This window comes from Halobacterium sp. KA-4 (assembly GCF_021028995.1).
Classification (GTDB): Archaea; Halobacteriota; Halobacteria; order Halobacteriales; family Halobacteriaceae; genus Halobacterium.
In genome coordinates this window covers 99353-121858 of sequence record NZ_JAJJZG010000006.1, presented here as the reverse complement: position 1 = coordinate 121858, position 22506 = coordinate 99353, and the positions used below count along the sequence as shown (strand labels likewise).

The following is a 22506-nucleotide window of genomic DNA, read 5'->3' as shown; positions in this document are numbered from 1 at the left end:
AAAGCCAACCCTTCTCACTCACCCCTGCCGCTTTCCGGCGGTCGGGTCGTGGACACAGTTCGGGACGGACGCTGCCCCGCGATTTTGCTGGTCTGTTCAGTCGCCCTGGCGGTACAGATAGTACGAGTAGCCGAACGAGACGACCGCGACGACGAGCGCGGGAGCGAGGATGAACGCGAGCGCGTACGCGGGAACGAAGACCCCGAGCGCCGCGACGACGCCACCCACCTGAAAGAGGCGGCCGACGACGCGGTTGGTCTGCTCCCAGACGGCTTCGTCTTCGAGCGTCCACGGCGTGCGCACGCCGACGAACCAGTTCTGTTCGGCGTGGCGGGTGACGGTGCCGGCGACGACGTAGACCGCGCCGATTGCGGGTGCCAGCGCTTGGAGGAGTTCGAATGCGTAGCCGAGGTTCGCGAGCACGACCACGACGTCGAGGTACGCGAACAAGCCGAGCGTCGTGAGCGCGAGCGCGTCGTACGCGGGCCGGAACGACTCGTAGTCGGTTCGTGGATCCACGCGCGGGAGCGCGACGAACAGCGCGAACAGGCCGGCGTTCAGCACTGGGAACAGCACGAGTCCGAGCGCCCGCGGCATCGTGTCGTTGACGTCGCCGCTGGCGTTCCAGTGGGTCGCCATCTCCGCGGGCATCTCGGGGTACGCGAGCGCGCTGACGACGGCGGTGAGAGCGACCAGCGCTACGCCGCCCGCGACCAGGCGTCTGTCGGAGGGCATGAGCGGGTGTTGACTGCTCTCCCACTTAAACGCGGGCGGCGCTCGCACGGTGGTTTTGTGTACGTGATGACAACGGATAATAAGGTTAATCTGTCTTACCTGAAATGCGACAACCATGACACGCGTGCTGAAGACGTCGGGGTTCCTCGGCCTCGCGGTCCAGATGCTGTACGGGATGCAGAACGCCTACCTCGTCATGCCCGGCGGGCCGAACCTCCCGGGATGGATGGTCGGCGCGCACGCTCACCTCGGCGTGCTCTCGATTCTCGCGGTCGTCGTCGGCTTCGCCGTCGACCACTACGACCTGCAGGGCCGGGAGCGCTCGCTCGTCCAGTGGTTCTACGTCGTCGGGCAGTGGGTTGTCCCCGGGAGCGTCGTCGCCGCGGAAGGGCTCTCGATGCCGCCGCTGCACTTGCTGGCGTTCGTCGCGGGCACGCTCCTCTTCCTCGCGATGGCCGACTTGACGTACCGCGCGGCCACCCACGAGGGCTGACGCTCGTTCGCGGGGCTGTGGCGTGGGCTTCGCTCGCAAACCGTACGCTTTTTAACTGACGGCGCGGGTACGGCGTGGTACAACATGACAGAACGAGAAACCTGGGCCACGAGACTCGGCTTCATCCTCGCGGCCGTCGGGTCGGCGGTCGGCCTCGGAAACATCTGGCAGTTCCCGTTCAAGACCGGGACGAACGGCGGTGCGGCGTTCGTCTTCGTCTACCTGCTCGCCGCCCTGCTCATCGGGCTCCCCGCCATCCTCGGGGAGTTCGTCGTCGGGCGGCGCGCGAACATCAACGCCGTCGAAGCGTTCGACCGACTGAAACACCCCGCGTGGACGGTCGTGGGCGCCATCGGCCTGCTCACGGGTCTGTGGATTCTCTCCTACTACAGCGTCGTCGGCGGCTGGGTCATCCGGTACGTCTTCGGGAGCGCGACCGGCGCGTACTTCGGTGACGCCGCCGGCTACTTCGCGTCCGTCTCCGCAGGCTGGGAGGCCATCGCCTTCCACGCCGTCTTCATGGCCATCACCGCGGGCATCGTCGCGTTCGGCGTCGAGGAAGGCATCGAGAAGGCGACGAAGCTGATGGTGCCGTCCATCGTCGTCATGCTCGTCGCGCTCGCCGTCTACGCGTTCACCCTCGACGGCTCCGCGGCCGCGTACAGCTACTACCTCTCCCCGGACTTCGGCTACCTCGCGAACAACCTCGGCAGCATCGTCCCGTTCGCGGTGAGCCAGGCGTTCTTCTCGCTGTCCCTGGGGATGGGCGCGATGATTACGTACGCGTCCTATCTCGGTGACGACGACAGTCTCCCCGCGGACGGTAGCCTCGTCGTCGTGCTGAACACCGCGGTCGGCCTGCTCGCCGGCCTCGTCGTCATCCCGCTGCTGTTCGTGCAGTTCGGCGGCGTGCCGGACGCCGCAGCGGGCGGCGGCCCCGGTGCGCTGTTCGTCGCCGTCGCGCAGGTGTTCGCCGACCTCGGCGCCGCGGGGCAGGCGCTCGGCGCGGTGTTCTTCCTCGTCGTGCTCATCGCCGCGCTCTCCTCGGCAATCAGCCTGCTGGAGGTCGTCACCTCCTACGTCGTGGACAACTACAGCTACAGCCGCCCCGGCACCGCGTTCGCGTTCGCCGGCGGCCTGTTCGTCCTCGGCACGCTCTCCGCGTGGAACACCGCGTGGCTCGGCTGGTTCGACACGCTCGCGTACAGCGTGTTGCTCCCGCTGTCGGTGCTGCTCGGCGTCATCTTCGTCGGCTGGGTGTACGGCCCCGAGGCCGTCGACGAAATCAAGAAGGGCACCAGCGGCGGTGAGACGTTCGCCACCGCGTGGCTCTGGTCGATTCGGACGTACGTGCTCGTGGGCGTGTTCGTGACCCTCTACCTCGGCGTCACGGACATCTACGCTGCGCCGCCGATTCCGGGACTCTAGGAACCGTCACCGCCGTGGCGATTATGGCGCGGACCCACAGTTCTATAACGGTCTTTTAGCGTCGTTCCGTGGTGTTTTCTACGGTTTGACGGTTCGTCAGTCGCAACCCTCAAATGCGGGGGGTTGCTACGGCGTACCTAATGACACGCGAGTCCTGGCAGACACGAATCGGCTTCATCCTCGCGGCCGTCGGCTCGGCCGTGGGGCTCGGGAACCTCTGGCGGTTCCCGTGGATGACCAGCGAGAACGGCGGCGCGGCGTTCCTCCTCGTCTACCTCGGCATCGTCCTGCTCGTCGGCGTCCCCGGGTTGCTCGCGGAGTTCGTCATTGGCCGCCGCTCCCGACGCAACCCCGTCGGCGCGCTCTCCGACCTCTCCGACTCGAAGTACTGGTCGGGGTTCGGCCACGTCTTCGTCGTCACTGGTATCGTCCTCCTCTCCTTCTACAGCGTCGTCGGCGGGTGGATTCTGCGCTACTTCGCGGAGAGCTTCACGGGCGCGTACTTCGCCGACCCCGGCGCACACTTCGGCGCAATCAGCTACGGGTTCGACGCCGTCGCGTTCCACCTCCTCTTCCTCGGCATCACCGCGCTCGTCGTGCTCCGTGGCGTCCGACGTGGCATCGAGCGAGCGACGAAACTGATGATGCCGGCCATCGTCGTGTTGCTCGTCGCGCTCGCGGCGTGGGGCGTCACACTCGACGGCGCAGCCGAGGGCGTCGCGTTCTTCCTCTCCCCGGACATCGGCTTCCTGCGCGCGAACTTCTTCGACATCCTCCCGCAGGCCGCCGGCCAGGCGCTGTTCACGCTCTCGCTGGGCGCGGGCACGATGCTGACGTACGCCTCCTACCTCGGCGAGGACCGCTCGCTGGTCACTGACGGCACCGCCATCGCCGTGCTCAACACGGTCGTCGGCGTGCTCGCGGGCGTCGTCGTCTTCCCCATCCTGTTCGCGCTGGGCGCTGGTGCGGGCGGCGGCGGTCCGGGCGCGCTGTTCATCAGCCTCGCGGGCGCGTTCGGCGCGCTCCCCTACGGACAGGTCGTGGGCGTCGTGTTCTTCGGCGTCGTGTTGCTGGCCGCGCTCTCCTCGTCGATTTCGATGCTGGAGATTCCGGTCTCGTTCCTCGTCGACGAGTACGGCGTCTCGCGGCGTCGCGCCGTCGGCGCGCTCACCGGCCTGTTCGCCGTCACCGGGAGCGTCTGCGCGCTCGACGCCGAGATATTCGGCGTCGTCGCCGGCCCGGTCGTCGACCTCCTATTGGCCGGTGGACTCGTCGGCTTCCTGCTGTTCGCGGGCTGGGTGCTCGGCACGGACGCAGTCGACGAACTCCAGCGCGGCGCTGGCTCGCTCGCGCGGTCGCTGGCGACGCCGTGGCTGTACGCGGTCGGCGTCGTCATCCCCGTGTTCCTCATCTTCACGTTCGTCTCCGGGCTCGCGGGCGCGCTGGGCGTCGCTGTCGGCCCGCTCTCGCTGCTCGGGGTCACCTTCGACCAGACGCGCGTGTTCCTCGTAATCACCGCGGCGGTCGCCGTCGCGTCGTTCCTCGGACTGCGGCGCTCGCGCTCGGTCCTGTAAACAAGCGCCGCCGCTGCGGGTTGCGGTCGTCTCGGAATCCTTTTGCCGCCGGTGGGGAAACGAAGGCACAATCAGATGACGATGGAAGAGCGCATCGAGGAACTGCGCGAGAAGACCGAACGCGCACTCCTCGGCGGCGGCGAGGACCGAATCGAGTCCCAACACGACAAGGGGAAGATGACCGCCCGGGAGCGCATCGACTACTTCCTCGACGACGACACGTTCAACGAGTTCGACCAGCTGCGCACCCACCGCAGCCACAACTTCGGCATGGAGGAGAAACAGCTCCCCGGGGACGGCGTGGTCACGGGCTACGGCGAGGTGAACGGCCGCACCGTCTTCGTGTTCGCCCACGACTTCACCGTCTTCGGCGGCAGCCTCGGCGAGGTGTTCGCCGAGAAAGTGACGAAGGTCATGGACAAGGCCGTGGAGGTCGGCGCGCCCGTCATCGGGCTCAACGACTCCGCCGGCGCCCGCATCCAGGAGGGCGTCGACGCCCTCGGCGGGTTCGCGGAAATCTTCACGCGAAACGAGAAAGCAAGTGGTGTCGTCCCCCAGATTTCGGCCATTATGGGGCCGTGCGCGGGCGGCGCGGTCTACAGTCCCGCGATTACGGACTTCATCTTCATGGTGAAAGACACCAGCCACATGTTCATCACCGGCCCCGACGTCATCGAGACGGTCACCGGCGAACAGGTCGGCTTCGAGGAACTCGGCGGCGCGACCACCCACTCCTCGGAGTCCGGCGTCGCGCACTTCGCCTGCGACAGCGAGGAGGAAGCCCTCGACAACATCAAGCGCCTACTCTCCTATCTCCCCCAGAACAACGTCGAGGACCCGCCTAGGGTCGAACCCTACGACGACCCCGAGCGCCGCGACGACGCCCTCGAAACGATCGTCCCGGACGAACCCCGCAAGCCCTACGACATGACCGACGTGGTGGGCAGCGTCGTGGACGAGAACTCCTTCTTCGAGGTGCAGGAGAACTACGCGAAGAACATGGTCGTCGGGTTCGCGCGCCTGGACGGCCGGTCGGTCGGCGTGGTCGCTAACCAGCCCCGCGTGAGCGCGGGCACCCTCGACATCCAGGCCTCCGAGAAGGCCAGCCGGTTCGTCCGATTCTGCGACTCGTTCAACATCCCCATCGTCACGTTCGTCGACGTCCCCGGGTTCATGCCGGGCACCGACCAGGAGCACAACGGCATCATCCGCCACGGCGCGAAACTCCTCTACGCGTACTCGGAGGCCAGCGTCCCCCTCTTGACGGTGATCACGCGGAAGGCCTACGGGGGCGCGTACGACGTGATGGCGTCCAAGCACCTCGGCGCGGACGTCAACTATGCGTGGCCGACCGCCGAAATCGCGGTGATGGGGCCGAAGGGTGCGGTGAACGTCCTCTACCGGGAGGAGCTCGACGACGCGGAGAATCCGGACGAGCTCCGCGACCAGCTCATCGACGAGTACCGCGAGGAGTTCGCCAACCCGTACACGGCCGCGGACCGCGGCTACCTCGACGCCGTCATCGAGCCGACGGAGACGCGGCCGCGGTTGATTCAGGACTTGGAGATGCTGGCGAGCAAGCGCGAGGAGTCGCCCGACAAGAAACACGGCAACATCCCGCTGTAATGGCCGCTGACTACGACATCTCCGTCCCCGACGACGCGACCGAGGCGGAGGCCGCCGCCATCGCGGCCGCTGTGAGCGCGCACCTCGCGCGCCTCGAAGCCGAAGCCGCGGCCGCTGAAGGCGGCGAGGAGTCGTGGGACGGCGAGAAGTGGACGTTCGCGGGCCGCCTCGAAGCCGTCGACGGGCACGCCGACCGCGTGCCCGACGGCGCGCCGACGGACCCGTGGACGGCAGCGGGCCGCAGGGACCGGTTCTGAGGCAAGGTTCTCGTTCTCCGAGTGCGACCGTTTGTAAACCGGACTGTGCCACGTAGTGGACGGTTTAGAACCGACAGTATCAGTAGGGCGTCCGCAGAACGGTCTCCCAAGAATGTTCGAGAAGGTTCTCGTCGCGAACCGCGGCGAAATCGCCGTCCGCGTGATGCGGGCGTGCGAGGAACTCGGTATCGAGACGGTCGCCGTCTACAGCGACGCCGACAAGCACTCGGGTCACGTCCGGTACGCGGACGAAGCCTACAACGTCGGCCCCGCCCGCGCGGCGGACTCGTACCTCGACCACGAGGCCATCATCGACGCCGCCCAGCAGGCCGACGCGGACGCGATCCACCCCGGCTACGGCTTCCTCGCGGAGAACGCCGATTTCGCCGGGAAGGTCGAAGCGACGGAGGGTGTGACGTGGGTCGGCCCGTCGGCCGACTCGATGGAACAACTCGGCGAGAAGACGAAGGCCCGACAGACGATGCGTGCGGCCGACGTTCCCATCGTTCCCGGTACGACCGAGCCTGCCGAGTCCGCCGCGGAGGTCGAGGCGTTCGGTGACGAGCACGGCTATCCCGTCGCCATCAAGGCGGAGGGCGGCGGCGGCGGCCGTGGCATGAAAATCGTCCACAGCGCCGACGAGGCCGACGAGCAGTTCGAGTCCGCGAAGCGCGAGGGTGAGGCGTACTTCGACAACGACAACGTCTATCTCGAACGCTACCTGCAGAACCCGCGCCACATCGAGGTCCAAATCGTCGCCGACGAGCAGGGCAACGTCCGCCACCTCGGGGAGCGGGACTGCTCGCTGCAACGCCGCCACCAGAAGGTCATCGAGGAGGGCCCGAGTCCCGCGCTCACGGACGACCTCCGCGAGGAAATCGGGGAGGCCGCGCGCCGCGGCGCGGACGCCGCGGGCTACACGAACGCGGGGACGTTCGAGTTCCTCGTGGAGGACGACCCCGAGCGGGAGGCGGGCGAGTTGCTCGACGCGGATGCGGAGTTCTACTTTCTGGAAGTGAACACCCGGATTCAGGTCGAACACACCGTCACGGAAGCGTTGACGGGCATCGATATCGTGAAGTACCAGCTCCGGGTCGCGGCCGGCGAGGAACTGGACTTCGCGCAGTCCGACGTCGAACTCGAGGGGCACGCCGTTGAGTACCGCATCAACGCCGAGAACGCCGCGGACGACTTCGCGCCCGCGACCGGCGGGAGCCTAGAGACGTACGACCCGCCGGGCGGCATCGGCGTGCGGGTTGATGACGCGCTCCGGCAGGGTGACGAGTTGGTCACCGACTACGACTCGATGGTCGCGAAACTCATCGTAGCGGGGAGCGACCGGGAGGAGTGTATCGCGCGCTCACAGCGCGCGCTCGCCGAGTACGACATCGAGGGCATCCCGACCATCGTGCCGTTCCACCGGCTAATGCTCACCGACAACGCGTTCGTCGGCGGCACGCACACGACGAAGTACCTCGACGAGCACCTCGACCCCGAGCGCATCGACGAGGCCCAACAGCAGTGGGGCACGGAGCCAGTGGGGGCCGAGCGCGAGGAGGACGTCGTCGAGCGCGACTTCACCATCGAGGTCAACGGCAAGCGCTTCGAGGTCGAACTCGAGGAGCGCGGCGCAGCCCAACTCGCCGTCGGCGGGGCCGAGAGCGGTGCCGGCGGACCACCAGAGCCCGCGGGTGGCGGCGAGGAGTCCGAGACGGTCGTCGAGGGCGGCGGCGAAACCGTCGAGTCCGAGATGCAGGGGACGATTCTCTCAGTGGACGTCGAGGAGGGCGACGAGATCGAACCAGGGGACGTGCTCGTGGTGCTGGAAGCGATGAAGATGGAGAACGACGTGGTGGCCTCCCACGGGGGGACCGTCACGCGGGTGGCGGTCGAGGAGGGCGACAGTGTCGACATGGGCGACGTGCTCGTCGTCATCGACTAACTACCGACGCCCGAATTTTTATTACCTGTTCTATCCCTCTGTGACATAATGCCGAGGGTGGCGGCGTCGTCGTGCGACGAGCCGTGGACGCTCGTTGATTTGTCAGCAGCCTATCGTTGGCGAAGCCGGCGAGCCACGCTATCGTTCGTCGCGGCGGCGACGGTTCTCGCCACCGGTCAGACTAATCGTCGCGCCTGCGACAGTCCGGTACTGCGACGCGACACCAGTGCCATGGCAGACGACACCCCCAGCCGCGAACCGATTCGGTCGACGCCCCGGACTGCGCGCTCGTGTAGCGAGCGCCTGACCGAACCACGTCGGCCACGCCCCGAGCAGGTGCAGCGATGAGACCGGAGTTCGAGCCGCTGGTCAACCCGGACGGCCTCCTCGTGCGCGACCCAATCGAGAACGCGCAGTTCGAGCTGTACACTGACCGGGTGGTCGACCCCGTCGAGACGGACACCGAACAGTTCGTCCTCCCGGTGGACAACGCCGTCACCGTCACAGCCGGAGAACTGGAGATTCCGCGGCTGGTGAACGTTTATCTGTGGGACGACACGGGGACGATGGTCAGTGAGTCCGTGAACCAGCGAGACACCGAACGACCCCCGGGCTGGTACTCGCTGGACTTGCCGCTCGGGCCGATGAAACTCCAAATCGTGGTCGAGAGCGGATTCTCTGTCCACTGGTCGGAGAACACGACGCACGTCGACTTCGACGAAGCGGCCACGTTCCAGTTGGGTGTACGTTCACTCCACGAATCACCCGCCGGGTCGATTACGATCGGCGACGACGTCGAGGATGCGATGCGCGCGGTTGCGCTCAGCAGTTCGGCGCTCAAGACTACGTCGCCGGAGCGGTCCTTCCCGACGCTCCGCGGCCACCCGCCGCTCATCGAGCGCGGCGACGGCTTTGATGCGCCGGACGTATTCGAGCGCCCCGAGACCGGTGTCACCATCGAGATTCCACGCGACTACGGCGACCTCTTCCGCGTAAGTTCACTAGCGTACTACCTCGGTGCCGACGTTGTTCCTGGAGACGAGCGCGTCCTCGACGCCGGTGGCGAACGCTACGACCTCGACACGGAGCGCGGCTTCGAGGCCGAAGTCTCGAAGCTGCTCAAGCACGTCTTTTTCCTCGACTGTGTCACCCGAACTGAGGGGTTCTACGAGGTCGACCTCCACGAGCGCGCGGCGGTCGAAGACGACCTCCCGATCGACCTCGCGGCCGTTTACGAGGCGACTTCTGCGGAGCGGATCCGCACGTACCTCGACGTTCCCTACGACGTCACCGACCCCAACATCCCCCAGTGGAAGCTGACCGCAGACATCGATCCCGACCCGGACCACGTCGAGACACTGCCGTTCGTCGCGAACGAACTCGCGACAGTCCGCATCCCCGAGGACGATGAGGAGCCGGAAGTCCACGACGAACCCGAGGAACTGACCGAGTTCTACCGCACGGACGGCGCGACGGTGCGGAGTACCTCGGAGACGGAGTCCGCGACCGACTGGTCGAACGTTGTCAAGCCCGACGAGACGGGCGCTATTGAGCACGCGTGGATTGCGGAGGAGTTCCCGCTCGGCGCGAGTAAGACGCGAGTGGAATCATACCTCCGCCGGCTCGACCGGCCTGCCCGCGAGCAGGATTCCATCAGTATTGACATCGTCTGCAACGAGGACGAGATGGACGAGGAGGACATCGTCGAGAAGTTCTATGGTACAAGGGACATCTTCGAGTTTGACATCACCGTCCACTACGACCTCACCGGCGAGCAGTTCGCGGATGTCCTCCGAAAAAACACGGATTTCCTACACTATATCGGTCACGTCGACAAGGGCGGCTTCCAGTGCACGGATGGGATGTTCGACGCGCGGACTTTAGAAGCGGTCAACGTTGACGCGTTCCTGCTGAACGCCTGCAAGTCCTACGAGCAGGGTGACGCACTCGTCGAACGTGGGAGCTACGGCGGCATCGTCACGCTCGCGAACATCAGCAACGACCCCGCGGTTCGTATCGGACGTGCTCTCGCCCGCTTACTAAACAACGGCTTCACACTGCAAGCGGGGCTGTCAGTCGCACGAAACGTGACGCTGTTCGGGAGCAAGTACATCACCATCGGCGACGGCACCCTCCAGCTCGTGCAGAGCAAGGATGGGACGCCGGTTTCGACCGAACTCACGAGGACCGCGGAGGGCTACGAGTTCACGATACGGGGCTATCCAACCCCCCGGTCGTCCATCGGGTCGCTGTACCTCCCTCACATCAAGAAGAACACAAAGCAGTACCTGAACTCCGGTGTCATCGATACATTCGACGTGACGGTGAGTGACCTGCGGGAGTTCTTCAACCGTGGCGTGGTCCCAGTGCTGTTCGACGGTGAACTCACATGGAGTGACGAACTGCTGCAGAACGAACTCGATTAGGGGCCGCTCGTCGTGGTTCCGTGGGCCGCGGCGGCCGCCCCCGTGCTTGACAGGAACACCATCAGGCTGAACAGCACGCCGATCATTCGCGGGTTGTCCTTGAGGAACTGCGTGAACTTACTGTCTGTCATCGTCTACCTACACCATACTCCCGGGTTATATTCAATTTATTTGAAGATAACAGAAATAAAATATAGGAAAATTACTCGTAGTAAATTCAGTGGTGACAACAACCTCCTCGGAACACCCGTTTCAGCACCCTAAGCCCGTTTCTTCAGTCTTTCCCGCAAATGGTGGGACTTTTGCTGGCGTAGCGGGTAACTCACCGCGATGAATGAGACGCGCCGTGCGGTTCTGGACGCGCTCGCTGACGGTCCGGTTACGGGTCCCGCGCTTGCCGAGGACCACGGCATCTCGCGGACCGCAGTCTGGAAGCATGTCGAAGCGCTCCGCGAGGCTGGCTTCGAGGTCGAGAGCGCATCCGAGGGGTACACGCTTGCAGGTGTCCCCGAGTACGGCGCGGAAGCCGTCGAATTCGGACTGGACGCGCCGTTCGATGTGGAGTACTACGACGACCTCCCGAGCACGAACGACCGCGCGCGGGAACTCGCCATTGAGGGCGCCAGCGACGTCGTGGTGCTCGCGGACCAGCAAACCGGCGGGCGCGGGCGGCGCGGCCGCGAGTGGTCGTCGCCCTCAGGCGGCGTCTGGATGAGTCTCGTGCTCCGGCCGGACGTCCCACCTGCGCGCGCTCCGCTGGTGACGCTCGCGGCCGCAGTTGCAGTCACCGACGCCGCCCTCGAAGCTGGCGTGGACGCCGCTATCAAGTGGCCAAACGACTGCATCGTGCCACGCGAGGATGCGGAACGGGGCGGTGACAAGCTTGCTGGCGTGCTTACGGAGATGAAGGGCGAAGCCAGTCGCGTCTCGTGGGTGGTCGTCGGCGTCGGCGTGAACGTCAACGTCGACCCCGAGGAACTAGGACCAGATGCGACGAGCGTGCGCGCCGAAGCAGGCGACGTGGAGCGTCGCGTGTTCGTCCAGCGCGTCCTCGAACGGTTCCACGAAGTCCGCGACGACCCTGACGCGGTCCTCGATGCGTGGCGGGACCGCGCAGCGACGCTCGGGCAGCGCGTGCGCGTCGAAACCGCGAATGGCGACGTCGTCGGCGACGCCGTGGACGTGACCGAGCACGGTGCACTCGTCGTCGAAACAGCGGATGGAAGAAAAGTCGTCCACGCCGGGGACTGCCAGCATCTCCGGCCCGCGGACGGCGGTTAGTCCTCGCTGTCGACGCGCACCGTCAACACCGGCACCGATGACGACCGGACGACTTTCTCCGTGACGCTTCCGAGTAGCAGCCGGTCGATGCCACCGCGGCCGTGCGTCCCCATCACGACGAGATCGCAGTCCTTGTCCTCGGCGTACCGGACGATTTCCCGGCTGGGGTTGCCGTCGACGAGCGCGCGCTCGACGGGGATGCCGCGGTCGGTGGCGATGTCCTCGACTTCGTCGAGCGCGGCTAGCCCCTCTTCGTTCATCATCGCGGCGACGCTCTCCCACGAGGACTCCATCGGGAGTCCGGAGAAGCTCGCGGAATTGACGACGTACAACGCGTGGATGGTCGCGTCGTGTTCGGCGGCGAGGTCGATGGCGTGCTCGACCGCCTCCCGTGTCTCCTCGCTACCATCGGTCGGGACGAGGATGCGCTCGTAGCGGCCCATGTGTGTTAGCGATTGTCGGGGAGTGGCTTAACTTTCGGGGCGGATTCCCGACTTGCGGCTACTCCGCTAGCGATTCGGGCGTGACGACCCGCTTCACGTCGCTAGCGCCGGCGCGGCGCACGACCGCACGGACCGGGTCGCGGACGCCCGTGAGGTTGTCCGAATCGCCGTCGAGCACGAGTAGTCGGGCTTCGCGGCCGGCTTCGAGGACGCCGTGGTTCTCCCCGATTGCTTCGGCGCCCGCGCGGGTTGCCATCCGTAGCACGTCGGGGGCGGAGACGTCGAAGAGCTTCGACGCGAACGCCATCTCGCGGAACATCGATGGGCTGTTCGTCATCACGTTGTCCGTGCCGAGCGCGACCGTCGTGCGGTCGAGCAGGTCGCTGACGGGCGGCAGGCCGACGTCCGTCACGAGATTCGAGCGCGGGCACACCGCGACCGGAATCTGGTTGTCCTCCACGCGGTCGAGGTGCAGCTCCTCGGCGTGCACCATGTGCACAAGCAGGTCCGGGTCGAGGTCGATAGCGGGGTTGATGTCCCGCGAGTCCACCTCGCCGGCGTGGATGGCGAACGGCTTCCCGGCGTCCCGGGCGGCATTGCGCTCGCGCCCGAACTCGCCGTCCGCCGCGCCGCTCGCGCCGAACCCGTCCGCGACGTCGAGGACTTCAGGGGTTTCCCGGCCGAAGATGAACGGGTCGACGCCAGTCCCTTCGGCGGCCTCGCGGAGCGCGTGCACGCCCTCGACGCCACCCTCCCGGAATTCGAGCGTGCGCGTCGTGCCCGTCTGGTGCATGAATTGGAGGCTGCGGCGCATCCCTGCGACAAGTTCCTCGTGGCTCGCTTCGCGGAGCAACTGGTGCTTCAGGCCGTCCGGCGGCGCGACGAGTTCTTCGAGCGTGAGCCCGCGCCCCGCCTCCTTCGCGATGGAGTCGCCGAGGTGCGTGTGTGCGTTCACGAACGCCGGCAACACGATGTCCTCGGAGTCCGTCAACTCCTCGTCCAGTCGGACGACTTCGCCGTCCTCGACGACGAGCGTTCCCTCTACGGGCTCGTAGTCCTCGCCCCAGAGGACGGTACCGGAGAGTTCCATACCGGGAGGTACACCTCTGGTACCGTGAAGGTTACTCGACGCGGCGGGTCGGGCACGCTGCTCGCGGGTCGCTACGCTCCCCGCTCGCGTTAACGTGGCTCGCTTCGCTCGCCACGCTACTCGAACTCTGCCAGCGACGCGTACCGCCCGGGCGTGTTCACGTCGCTGATGAGCGCGCCGTCGGTTTCGAGGCCGAGCACGCGCTCGGCGGCCTGCCCGACGGCTTCGACGTGCGATTCGGGAGCGTAGACGCCAAGACGCCACTGTTCGCGCTGGGCCACCTGGAGCGCGCGGACGAGCGTGGACTGTTCGTCCAGCCGCCGGACTTCGCCGCCGACGAGCACGCCTGTCGTAGATTCGCGCATCGACGGCCTTCCCGGCACGTCGAGGACGACGGCGTCAGGATCGACGTTGGCGTCCGCCGCGACCTGTTCCTCGAAGTTGCGGACTTCGTCGTGGTCGGCGTCGAGGAGGGCGTCGCTAACGTCGCCCATCTCCGCCCAGACGGCGCGCTTGTACAGGTCGCGCTCGACGAGCCGGCGGCCGAACTGTTGGCTCTGCTCGTGGCTGCGCAGCGCGACGGAGAGCTCGTGGTCGTCCATGCGCCGGAGCTGCTCGGCGTCGATTTCCGCGGTGCCGAGGAGGGCTTCGGTGCCGCGCCGTAGCATCGACTTGCTGATGCGGGCGACGTGGTGGCTGTAGACGGTCGGATTCATCAGCGCGCGCGCCAACAGCAGGGATTCGGCACTCTGGACGTTGCCCTCGTCGAGTACAAGGTCACCGTCGATGAACGTCAACTCGCGGACGAGGCGGCCGTGGTCGATAGTGCCGTAGGGGACGCCGGTATGGTGGGCGTCCCGCACGAGGTAGTCCATCCGGTCGACGTCCAACTCTCCCGCGACGAGTTGGGCGAGTTCGCCGTCGCCGCGAATCAGCGCCGTGACCTCCTCGGGGTCGACGTCGTGGTTGTCGAGGACGGCGGCGACGCGACCCTCGGTGACGAGTTCGTCGACGTCGTCGTGTTCTTTCCCGGTACGACGGGCGACGACGCCCTCGATGTTGTGGCTGTACGGGCTGTGGCCGACGTCGTGGAGAATGGCGGCGGCGCGCACGCGGTCCGCGCGCTGGCCGGCGATGTCGAGGTGGTCGAGCGCGCGGTCGGCGAGGTGGAAGACGCCCAGGGAGTGCTCGAAGCGCGTGTGGTTCGCGGAGGGATAGACGAGCGCGACAGTGCCCAACTGCTTGATGCGGCGGAGCCGCTGGACCGGCGGCGTGTCGAGGAGGTCCGCGGCGACGCCCTCGACCTCGATGTGGTCGTGGACGCTGTCCTTGATGGTCATCATTACGCGGGCGTTCGACGTTCTCGCCTAAAAACCCGTGGCCCGGCCGTCTGCGGGCTGACGGTTGCGTCCGCTACTGTGGCCGCGTTCGGAGGGGTTTTCCGCTCGCCCGCCGAATCCGGTGGCATGCGAAAACAGATTGCGGCTGTCGCCGTCGCAGCCCTCCTCGTGTTCGCCGGCTGTAGCGCCGGCGGGAACGGCGGCGCGACGACCGCGCCCGAGACGACAGCAGCCGGCGGCGACCCAGTGTACGACTCGCCGCTGGACGCCCAGACGGTCGCACAGGCCCACGAGTCGGTCGTCCGCGACGCCGGCTCGTTCACGCTCGTCTCGACGTCGAACCAGACGCAGGGCAACCAGTCGTTCGGCGTCGAGTCCTCGACCGCGGTCGACCTCGCCACGGCCGCGTACTTCTCCCGACAGGAAGCCAGCGGGCAGACCATCGAGCAGTACGGCTTCGGGAACGGCACGGCGTACCAGCGCATCTCGATGGCGTCCGGCCAGACCCAGTACACGGTCCCCCAGCAGAGCCCGAACACGTCCCAGTTGGCCGGTAGCCAACTCGCCTCGTTCGTCGGGGCGTTCTCGTTCTCCCACACGGGCACTGAGACTATCGACGGCACCGAGACCTACGTCTACGAGGCCAGCGGCGTCGAGGACCTCAACCAGTCCGCGCCCGGCTTCTCCAGCCTCGACACGGAGAACGTTACGAGCATGAGCGCGCAGGTCTACGTCACCGACGACGGCCTCGTGAAGCAGTTCGGCTACTCGCTGACGGTGTCCACGAGCAACGGCGAGGCCAGCGTCGCCACCGAGCAGCAGTACGTCGACGTCGGCTCGACGACCGTCTCCGAGCCCGTGTGGCTCGACGAGGCGCGCGCGAACACCTCCGCCTGATTCGCTCCGGTCTACTTCTGCGTTCGTACTCCGGTGACGCAAGGGTTTACCGGACTGCGCTCCGACGACGAGCCATGACGACGTTCCTCGCCGGGGGGACGGGCACCCCCAAACTCCTCGCGGGCGGCCGCGAGGTCTTCGACCCCGCCGAACTCACGGTCGTCGCGAACACCGGCGACGACGTGGAACTCGGCGGCCTGCTCGTCTGCCCCGACGTCGACACCGTGCTCTTCGAAGGCGGCGACGTACTAGACCGCGAGACGTGGTGGGGCATTGAAGGCGACGACGCGACGACGCACGACTACCTCACGGACATCTCGCGGAACGCCGGCATCGAACCCGGCCCGCGCTACCTTCCCGACGACCGACAGACGGCGGGCCGCGACCTCGCGCGCTGGCGGCGCTTTTCGGGGGCCTCGGAGTTCATGTTCATCGGCGACCGCGACCGCGCAGTCCACGTCCTCCGCACCAGCCTCCTCGACGAAGGCGACTCTCTCACCGAGGTCACGCGGACGCTCGCGGACGCGTTCGACCTCACGGCCGACGTCGTGCCGATGAGCGACGACCCCGTCGCGACCATCGTCCACACGCCCGACCGCGAACTGCACTTCCAGGCGTTCTGGGTCGCGGAGAACGGTGACCCCGCAGTCGAGGACGTGGAGTTCCGGGGCGCGGAGGACGCCGCACCCGCGGACGCCGCCCTCGACGCGCTCCGCGACGGCCCCGTGATTATCGGCCCCTCGAATCCCGTCACGAGCATCGGACCGATGCTCGTCCTCGACGGCGTGCGCGAGGCGCTCCGGGAGTCCACAGTGGTCGCCGTCTCGCCGTTCGTCGAGGACGAGGTGTTCTCCGGGCCCGCGGCGAAACTGATGGACGCAGTCGGCTACGAGCCGTCGACAGCAGGCGTCGCGGACGCCTACCCGTTCGCGGACGCGTTCGTGCTCGACGACGCCGACAGCACGAGCCTCGACCGGACGGTCGTGCGCACCGACACCGAGATGAATGACGAAGCGGACGCCGAGCGCGTCGCTCGCGCGTGCCAGCGGGCCGTCGAGCGCGCGAACGGGGAGGTGGCCTGATGTTCGCGCCGCGCGTCGCGCTCGCCAGTCTGAGCGGCGAGCGCGCGAACGGGGAGGTGGCCTGATGTTCGCGCCGCGCGTCGCGCTCGCCAGTCTGAGCGGCGAGTCCGACGCCGAGTGGGCGGAAGCCTGCGCGCGTCCCGCGGGCGCAGCCTTCCTCGGCGGCATCGCCATCGACGAACCGACCCGCGACGCCGCTCGCGAAATGGTCGAACGCGACCGCGAGGAGTTCCTCCCCGCGGACCCAATCGCGTTCGTCGACGACCAGCTCGCCGAACTCGACGACACGTTCCTGCGCGCTGGCATGAACGTTCGCGCGGTCGAACTCAACCCGCTGCGCGAGGCTGCGACGGTCTGCGCTAACCACGACGCGATACTCGAAGTGAACGCGCACTGCCGGCAGGACGAGATGTGCAACGTCGGCGCTGGCGAAGCGCTGCTCCGGGACACCAACCGGCTCTGCGAGCAGGTCGAGGCTGCAAGCGACGCGGGCGCGGCGGTGTCCGTGAAAGTCCGCGCGGAAGTCGACGGCGTCCACTTGCCGACGCTCGCGAAAGCCATCGAGCGCGCGGGCGCCGACGCGATTCACGTGGACGCGATGGACTCGCGGCGCGTCGTCCGCGACGTCGCCGAGGCCACGGACTGCTTCGTCGTCGCGAACAACGGCGTCCGCGACCGGGAGGACGTCTTCGAGTACCTCGCGTACGGCGCGGACGCGGTCAGCGTCGGCCGGCCGAGCCGCGACCCCGAGAAAGTCAAATCTGTGTACGCTGCGGTCAAGGAGTGGTTCCTGTGACGCCAGCCGAGCACGGCGAACTCGCGTTGCTCGTGGAGGTCGCGGGCACGCCGAAACCCGGGAACGTCGACCGCGAGCGTGACCTCGCGGACCTCCACTTCGAGCAGTTCCTCGCCGGCGCGGTCGGCGCGCGCGACGGTCTCGAAGCCGCGGAGGACGGCCCAGTCGGCGACGCGTTCGAGACGGCGGTCGCTGGGATGGCCGACGGCAGCAGCACGAACACGCAGTTCGGCTGCCTGCTGTTGTTGACGCCGCTCGTGCGCGCCGCGAGCCGCGACGACCTCTCGCCCGACGGCGTCACCGAGGTCGTCGAGGCGACGACCGTCGCGGACGCCGAAGCGTTCTACCGCGCGTTCGAGCACGCCGAGGTCGCGGTACCGGACCCGCCCAAGGGTATCGACGTGCTGGACGCGCGCCGCGGCGCGGCCGCGATTCCCGCGCTCCGTGAACGCGACCTCACGCTCGAGGACGTGATGGAACTCAGCACCGACCACGACGCCAACGCACGCGAGTGGCTGCAGGGCTTCCCGCGCGTCTTCCGCGCGGCCGCCCGCATCGAGGCCGAGCGCGGGCCGCTCACCGACCGCGCCGCCTCGGCATTCCTCACGCTGCTGGCCGAGGAACTCGACACGCTCGTCGTCACCGAGCACGACGAGGGCGTCGCTCGCGAGGTCCAAGAGCGCGCGCTCTCCCTGCAGCGCGCCGACACCGAGGAAGTCCGGGAGTTCGCCGACGACCTCGTGGAGCGAGGTATCAACCCCGGGACGACCGCGGACCTCACCGCCGCCGCGGTGTTCGTCGCGCTCGAACGTGGGGTATCCGTCCATGGCTGAGTGGCCCGTCGCGCTGCGCGGAACGACGGAGACGGTCGTGACGACGCGCGGGCCCAACGACCTGTGGAACGTCGCCGCGCTGGGGGTGCAGGCGTCCGCAGGCGCCGAACGAGCGAGCGGCGACGCTCGTGAGTCGCGAGCAGCGCCCGAGGACGGAGGTGCGGCGACGGCAACGACGTGGGGGAACACGCGCACGCGCCGTAACTTCCACCGCGAGGGTGGCGGCTACGTCCAGTTCGTTTCCGACCCCGTCATGTTCGTGGACGCTGCGCTCTCGATTCGTGAGGAGCGCGAGCGCGTGCTCGACGCGGCGGACGCGTGGGTCGAGGTGGAAGTCGAACACGTCGGGACGGACGAGGACGACGGCACGCAGCGCGAGTACTGGGAACTCCGCCCCGTCGAGAGCGAAGTCGTGCGGGCGTCGCCGGCCACGATAAACCGCGGATTCAACGCGGTTGTGGAGGCGACGGTGGCGGCCTCGCGGCTGGACGTGCCCGCTTACGACACCGAGACGCTGCGCGAGCGCCTGCGGTTCTTCGCTGACGTCGCGCGCAAGTGCGGCGGCGAGCGCGAACGCGAGGCCATTCAGCGAGTGCGCGAGCATGTCGACGGCGAGTGGTGATGCGGGTGGCCCAGTTCGACGTCGACAAAGCACTTACCCGGGCCGTCGAAAGTTGTGGGTATGCGACGACGTGCCCTCCTCGCGTCGGGTGCTGGACTCCTGTCGGCGGGATTCGCCGGCTGTCTCGGCGACACTGACGACGCTGGAACTGGCTCCGCGCCTATCCAGACGACCACTGACCCGACCACCGACGAATCGACGACCGAGCAGACGTCCGTCTTCGACGCCACCGTCGACGCGAGCGTCGACCGTATCCAGCCCGGCGTCGCGTTCATGGGCATCGACTCCGTCGGCATCGTCGGCGACGGCAATCAGTACGTGTTCTACAAGGTCGAGGTCACCGACGGCGACCCGCCGGAGCGGTCGGCGTTCGGGTTCCGGTACGGCGGACGGGTAGTGTCGCCGGGCGTCGAGACGGGGTCGGGAGCGACCCTCTGGCGCGCCAGCGAGTCCAGCGACCGGTACACCGCCGACCGGGGCGCCGGCTGGCTGGTCTTCGAGTTGCCGGCCGAGATAGCCGCCGAGCACACCGGCCTGACGCTGGGCAGCCAGGAGTGGCCGGTCGCGGACCGCGTCCGCGACCGCCTCGAGAACCCTGCGCCGGAACTCTCCCTCGACTGGCAGGTTCCCGAGGAACAGCCCGCTGGGACGTCCACCATCGGGTTCGAGGTGACGAACGACGGTGACCGCGACACGCGGTTCGTCGGTGGCGTCAACGCCGTCGACATTCGGGTGGCATACGCGCCGGTCGCCGTCGAGAATCGCGAGATTCCCGCCACCGAGACGGTCACCTGGGAGATAACACACGACAACGGCCGAGAGCCGGGTGAGGAGAGCGTCGGCGACGGCGAATCCGACGGCGAGTACCGCCTCGACTGGACGCAGGGCGAGCGCGTACAGACGGTCCGGTTCGTGGCGCCCGAGTAGTCCTGATTCGATGTCGGGACGTTCAAATTCGCGCGGCCACTAGCCGGTGGCATGACCGACGAGACACGCGACAACGTCCTCCCGGGCTCGGACGGCGAGCTGGACACCGAGGATGTCCGCGGGTACGACTTCCGCGGGGACTTCGACTTCTTCGACATGCTGGACGCGTACGCGACAACGGGCTTCCAGGCGACACATCTCGCTGAGGGCGTCGACATCGTGCGGGACATGCAGGACGATGACGCCACCGTCTACCTGACGTTCACGTCGAACATCATTTCCTCGGGGCTCCGGGAAGTCGTCGCGCACCTCGTCCGCGAGGGTCACGTCGACGTCATCATCACCACCTCCGGATCGCTGACCGAGGACGTCATCAAGACCGCGAAGCCGTTCAAGATGGGCGAGTGGGACGCCGATGAGGCCGCGCTCCGCGAGGAGGGCATCAACCGCCTCGGCAATATCTTCGTCCCCTCGGACCGCTACGTTTGGCTCGAGGAGTACCTCTACGACTTCTTCGAGGACTTCTTCGCCGAGGAGAAGGTCCGCACGCCCACCGAATTCGCGAAGGAACTCGGCGAGACCTTAGACGACGAGGATTCCGTCCTGAAGAACGCAGCCGACCAGGACGTCCCCGTGTTCTGTCCGGCACTCACGGACGCCGAAATCGGGAACTTCCTCTACTACTACCGGCAGGGGTACGACTCCGACGTCGGCATCGAAATCGTCGACGACTACGACTCCCTCATCGAGGAGGGGCTGCTCGCGGACACCACGGGACTCATCGCGGTCGGCGACGGCGTCCCGAAACACCACGCCATCATGACGAACCTCTTCCGCGGCGGCGCCGAGTACGCCGTCTATATCTCCACCGGTATGGAGGGCGACGGCTCGTTGTCGGGCGCCCCGCCCGAGGAAGCCGTTTCCTGGGGGAAAATCAAGGACGAAACCGAGACCAACTATACCCAGATCGAGGCGGAAGCGACGCTCGTCTTCCCGCTGCTCGTCGCCGGTGCGTTCGAGCACGATTCGGAGTAGCGCGCCATAACTGATTTCTTCGGCTCGTTCTCCTCGAAAGCCCCGGCTCACTGAACCGTCCGCGACTCGATGAGCTCCAGTCCGTGCTTGCGTCGTCGGGACCGGGTTCAGCGACCCATCCCTTTCAGTCCGCCCGTATCCGGTTGGGCAGCCGGTAACTGGTGGGCTGAAAGGGACCATGCTGCTGACGAACCCAAGCACCGCAGGCCGTAGGCCGAGGAGCACAGCGAGTCCTGGGAGTCGACAGCACGGGGGCTTTCGAGGTGCCGAAGACGGTAACATCCCTTACTCAGGGCACACCTCCAGAAGCCGAGTCGTGCTCGTGAAACGAATCCTTTTAACGCACGGCGAATGAACCAGACCGTATGGCCATCAAGCCCGACTACGTCAAGAAGACGGGGAACATCCTCATGGAGCGATACCCCGACGCGTTCAGCCGCGAAGACTTCGAGCACAACAAGGAAGCCGTCACCGAGCTCACGAACGTCGAGTCGAAGCCGGTCCGCAACCGCATCGCGGGCTACATCACGCACAAGCGCGAGTAGTTTTCCTGCGGCGTGCGCCGGGGAACGTGCCGAATTTTCCACGACCCGAAGGGGTTTCACTACCCGGTTCTGAGAGTAGGGTATGACATCTGTCGGCGTACTCGGAGCGACTGGCGCGGTCGGCCAGCGATTTATTCAGTTGCTGGACGGCCACCCGGAGTTCGAACTCTCAGTACTCACCGCGAGCCCGGAGAGCGCAGGGAAACGATACCGCGAAGCAGCGAAGTGGCGACTCGACACGCCGATTCCCGAGGACGTGGCGGACGTCGAGGTCCACGACACCGACCCCGAGGAGATTCCCGACGACACCGACCTCCTGTTCTCCGCGCTGCCCTCCAGCGTCGGCGAGCGCGTCGAACCCGCGCTCTGCGAGGCCGGCTTTGTCGTCTCCTCGAACTCCAGTAACGACCGGGCGGCCGACGACGTGCCGCTCGTGATTCCGGAAGTGAACGCCGACCACCTCGACCTCATCGACGTGCAGCGCGACGAACGTGGGTGGGACGGCGCGCTCGTGAAGAACCCGAACTGTTCGACGATTACGATGGTGCCGACGCTCGCCGCGCTGCGCCAGTTCGGCCTCGAACGCGTCCACGTCTCGACGCTGCAGGCGGTGTCGGGCGCGGGCTACTCGGGCGTGACGTCGATGGAAATCATCGACAACGCGGTCCCGCACATCGGCGGCGAGGAAGCGAAGATGGAGACTGAGTCCCGCAAACTCCTCGGCGAATTCACGGACACCGAGGTCTCCTGGCACGACGCCAGCGTCTCAGCCTCTTGCAACCGCATCCCGACGCTGGACGGCCACCTGGAGAACGTCTTCGTGGAGACCCGGGATGAGCCGACGCCCGCGGAAGTCGCCGACGCGTTCGAGAACGCGCCAACGCTGGACCTGCCGAGCGCGCCCGACCAGCTCGTGCACGTCTTCGAGGAGCCCGACCGCCCGCAGCCGCGCCTCGACCGCATGCTCGGCGGCGGGATGGCGGTCGCAGCCGGCGGCATCCAGGAGACCGACACAGGCATCCAGTACAACTGCCTCGCACACAACACGATCCGTGGCGCTGCGGGCGCCAGCCTCCTCAACGGCGAACTGCTCGCCAGCGAAGGCTGGGTCTGAGACGCCACCTCTCGTTTTAA

Annotated in this window: 22 protein-coding genes; 17 read left to right on the top strand and 5 right to left on the bottom strand. The window is 67.1% G+C overall.

The window, feature by feature from the left end:
- Positions 1–96: 96 nt before the first annotated feature.
- The gene (locus LPA44_RS08330) at positions 97–735 is read right to left on the bottom strand and encodes an SdpI family protein (RefSeq protein ID WP_230889118.1); all 639 of its coding nucleotides are present in this window, start codon (positions 733–735) and stop codon (positions 97–99) included.
- Positions 736–850: 115 nt separating this feature from the next.
- On the opposite strand from LPA44_RS08330, the gene LPA44_RS08325 reads away from it, so the two are divergent.
- The 7 genes from LPA44_RS08325 (at position 851) to LPA44_RS08295 (ending at position 10481) form a co-directional block, all read left to right on the top strand.
- The gene (locus LPA44_RS08325) at positions 851–1228 is read left to right on the top strand and encodes a hypothetical protein (RefSeq protein WP_230889117.1); all 378 of its coding nucleotides are present in this window, start codon (positions 851–853) and stop codon (positions 1226–1228) included.
- Between the two features lie 84 nt (positions 1229–1312).
- Positions 1313–2656, top strand: coding sequence for a sodium-dependent transporter (locus tag LPA44_RS08320; protein WP_230889116.1), 1344 nt, complete (start codon positions 1313–1315; stop codon positions 2654–2656).
- A 140-nt stretch (positions 2657–2796) separates the two neighbouring features.
- Positions 2797–4230, top strand: coding sequence for a sodium-dependent transporter (locus LPA44_RS08315; RefSeq protein ID WP_230889115.1), 1434 nt, complete (start codon positions 2797–2799; stop codon positions 4228–4230).
- Positions 4231–4311: 81 nt separating this feature from the next.
- Positions 4312–5856, top strand: coding sequence for an acyl-CoA carboxylase subunit beta (locus tag LPA44_RS08310; protein WP_442903374.1), 1545 nt, complete (start codon positions 4312–4314; stop codon positions 5854–5856).
- Positions 5856–6113 carry an acc operon protein gene (locus LPA44_RS08305; protein ID WP_230889113.1) on the top strand — a complete coding sequence of 86 codons (258 nt, stop codon included), beginning with the start codon at positions 5856–5858 and terminating at the stop codon, positions 6111–6113. The genes LPA44_RS08310 and LPA44_RS08305 overlap by 1 nt, the downstream gene beginning before the upstream one ends.
- Before the next feature lie 112 nt (positions 6114–6225).
- Positions 6226–8055: an acetyl-CoA carboxylase biotin carboxylase subunit gene (locus LPA44_RS08300; RefSeq protein ID WP_230889112.1), complete on the top strand. Its 1830-nt coding sequence runs from the start codon at positions 6226–6228 to the stop codon at positions 8053–8055.
- A 344-nt stretch (positions 8056–8399) separates the two neighbouring features.
- Entirely contained in the window at positions 8400–10481 is a 2082-nt protein-coding gene (locus tag LPA44_RS08295; protein ID WP_230889111.1) for a hypothetical protein, read from the top strand.
- Here the strand turns inward: LPA44_RS08295 and LPA44_RS18065 are convergent.
- Complete coding sequence (locus LPA44_RS18065; RefSeq protein WP_269069879.1) at positions 10478–10612, bottom strand: DUF7503 family protein; 135 nt, start codon at positions 10610–10612, stop codon at positions 10478–10480. The genes LPA44_RS08295 and LPA44_RS18065 overlap by 4 nt on opposite strands.
- A gap of 199 nt (positions 10613–10811) precedes the next feature.
- Here LPA44_RS18065 and LPA44_RS08290 point away from each other — a divergent pair, with 199 nt between their 5' ends.
- Positions 10812–11762 carry a biotin--[acetyl-CoA-carboxylase] ligase gene (locus tag LPA44_RS08290; RefSeq protein ID WP_230889110.1) on the top strand — a complete coding sequence of 317 codons (951 nt, stop codon included), beginning with the start codon at positions 10812–10814 and terminating at the stop codon, positions 11760–11762.
- Here the strand turns inward: LPA44_RS08290 and LPA44_RS08285 are convergent.
- From LPA44_RS08285 to LPA44_RS08275, 3 genes are all read right to left on the bottom strand, one after another.
- A complete protein-coding gene (locus LPA44_RS08285; RefSeq protein WP_230889109.1) occupies positions 11759–12205 on the bottom strand; it encodes a universal stress protein in 447 nt (148 codons plus the stop codon). The two genes, LPA44_RS08290 and LPA44_RS08285, sit on opposite strands and share 4 nt — an antisense overlap.
- Before the next feature lie 58 nt (positions 12206–12263).
- Positions 12264–13295 carry an amidohydrolase family protein gene (locus LPA44_RS08280; RefSeq protein ID WP_230889108.1) on the bottom strand — a complete coding sequence of 344 codons (1032 nt, stop codon included), beginning with the start codon at positions 13293–13295 and terminating at the stop codon, positions 12264–12266.
- Positions 13296–13411: 116 nt separating this feature from the next.
- Positions 13412–14638 (bottom strand): HD domain-containing protein, encoded by a 1227-nt coding sequence (locus LPA44_RS08275; RefSeq protein ID WP_230889107.1) that lies wholly within the window; start codon positions 14636–14638, stop codon positions 13412–13414.
- Between the two features lie 123 nt (positions 14639–14761).
- Between LPA44_RS08275 and LPA44_RS08270 the strand changes: the two genes are divergently transcribed.
- From LPA44_RS08270 to asd, 9 genes are all read left to right on the top strand, one after another.
- Positions 14762–15532, top strand: coding sequence for a DUF7537 family lipoprotein (locus LPA44_RS08270; RefSeq protein WP_230889106.1), 771 nt, complete (start codon positions 14762–14764; stop codon positions 15530–15532).
- Between the two features lie 74 nt (positions 15533–15606).
- Positions 15607–16614, top strand: coding sequence for a 2-phospho-L-lactate transferase (gene cofD / locus LPA44_RS08265; protein WP_230889105.1), 1008 nt, complete (start codon positions 15607–15609; stop codon positions 16612–16614).
- A 64-nt stretch (positions 16615–16678) separates the two neighbouring features.
- Entirely contained in the window at positions 16679–17410 is a 732-nt protein-coding gene (locus tag LPA44_RS08260) for a tRNA-dihydrouridine synthase (RefSeq protein ID WP_230889104.1), read from the top strand.
- The gene (locus LPA44_RS08255; protein WP_230889103.1) at positions 17407–18243 is read left to right on the top strand and encodes a triphosphoribosyl-dephospho-CoA synthase; all 837 of its coding nucleotides are present in this window, start codon (positions 17407–17409) and stop codon (positions 18241–18243) included. The genes LPA44_RS08260 and LPA44_RS08255 overlap by 4 nt, the downstream gene beginning before the upstream one ends.
- Positions 18236–18865, top strand: a complete 630-nt coding sequence (locus LPA44_RS08250) for a DUF447 domain-containing protein (RefSeq protein WP_230889102.1) — start codon at positions 18236–18238, stop codon at positions 18863–18865. The genes LPA44_RS08255 and LPA44_RS08250 overlap by 8 nt, the downstream gene beginning before the upstream one ends.
- A 60-nt stretch (positions 18866–18925) precedes the next feature.
- On the top strand, positions 18926–19792 hold the full coding sequence (locus LPA44_RS08245) for a hypothetical protein (RefSeq protein ID WP_230889101.1): 867 nt from the start codon (positions 18926–18928) through the stop codon (positions 19790–19792).
- Positions 19793–19843: 51 nt separating this feature from the next.
- Positions 19844–20827, top strand: a complete 984-nt coding sequence (locus LPA44_RS08240) for a deoxyhypusine synthase (RefSeq protein WP_230889100.1) — start codon at positions 19844–19846, stop codon at positions 20825–20827.
- Between the two features lie 365 nt (positions 20828–21192).
- On the top strand, positions 21193–21372 hold the full coding sequence (locus tag LPA44_RS08235) for a 30S ribosomal protein S17e (RefSeq protein WP_059057270.1): 180 nt from the start codon (positions 21193–21195) through the stop codon (positions 21370–21372).
- An 82-nt stretch (positions 21373–21454) separates the two neighbouring features.
- On the top strand, positions 21455–22486 hold the full coding sequence (gene asd / locus LPA44_RS08230) for an aspartate-semialdehyde dehydrogenase (protein ID WP_230889099.1): 1032 nt from the start codon (positions 21455–21457) through the stop codon (positions 22484–22486).
- Positions 22487–22506: the final 20 nt, after the last annotated feature.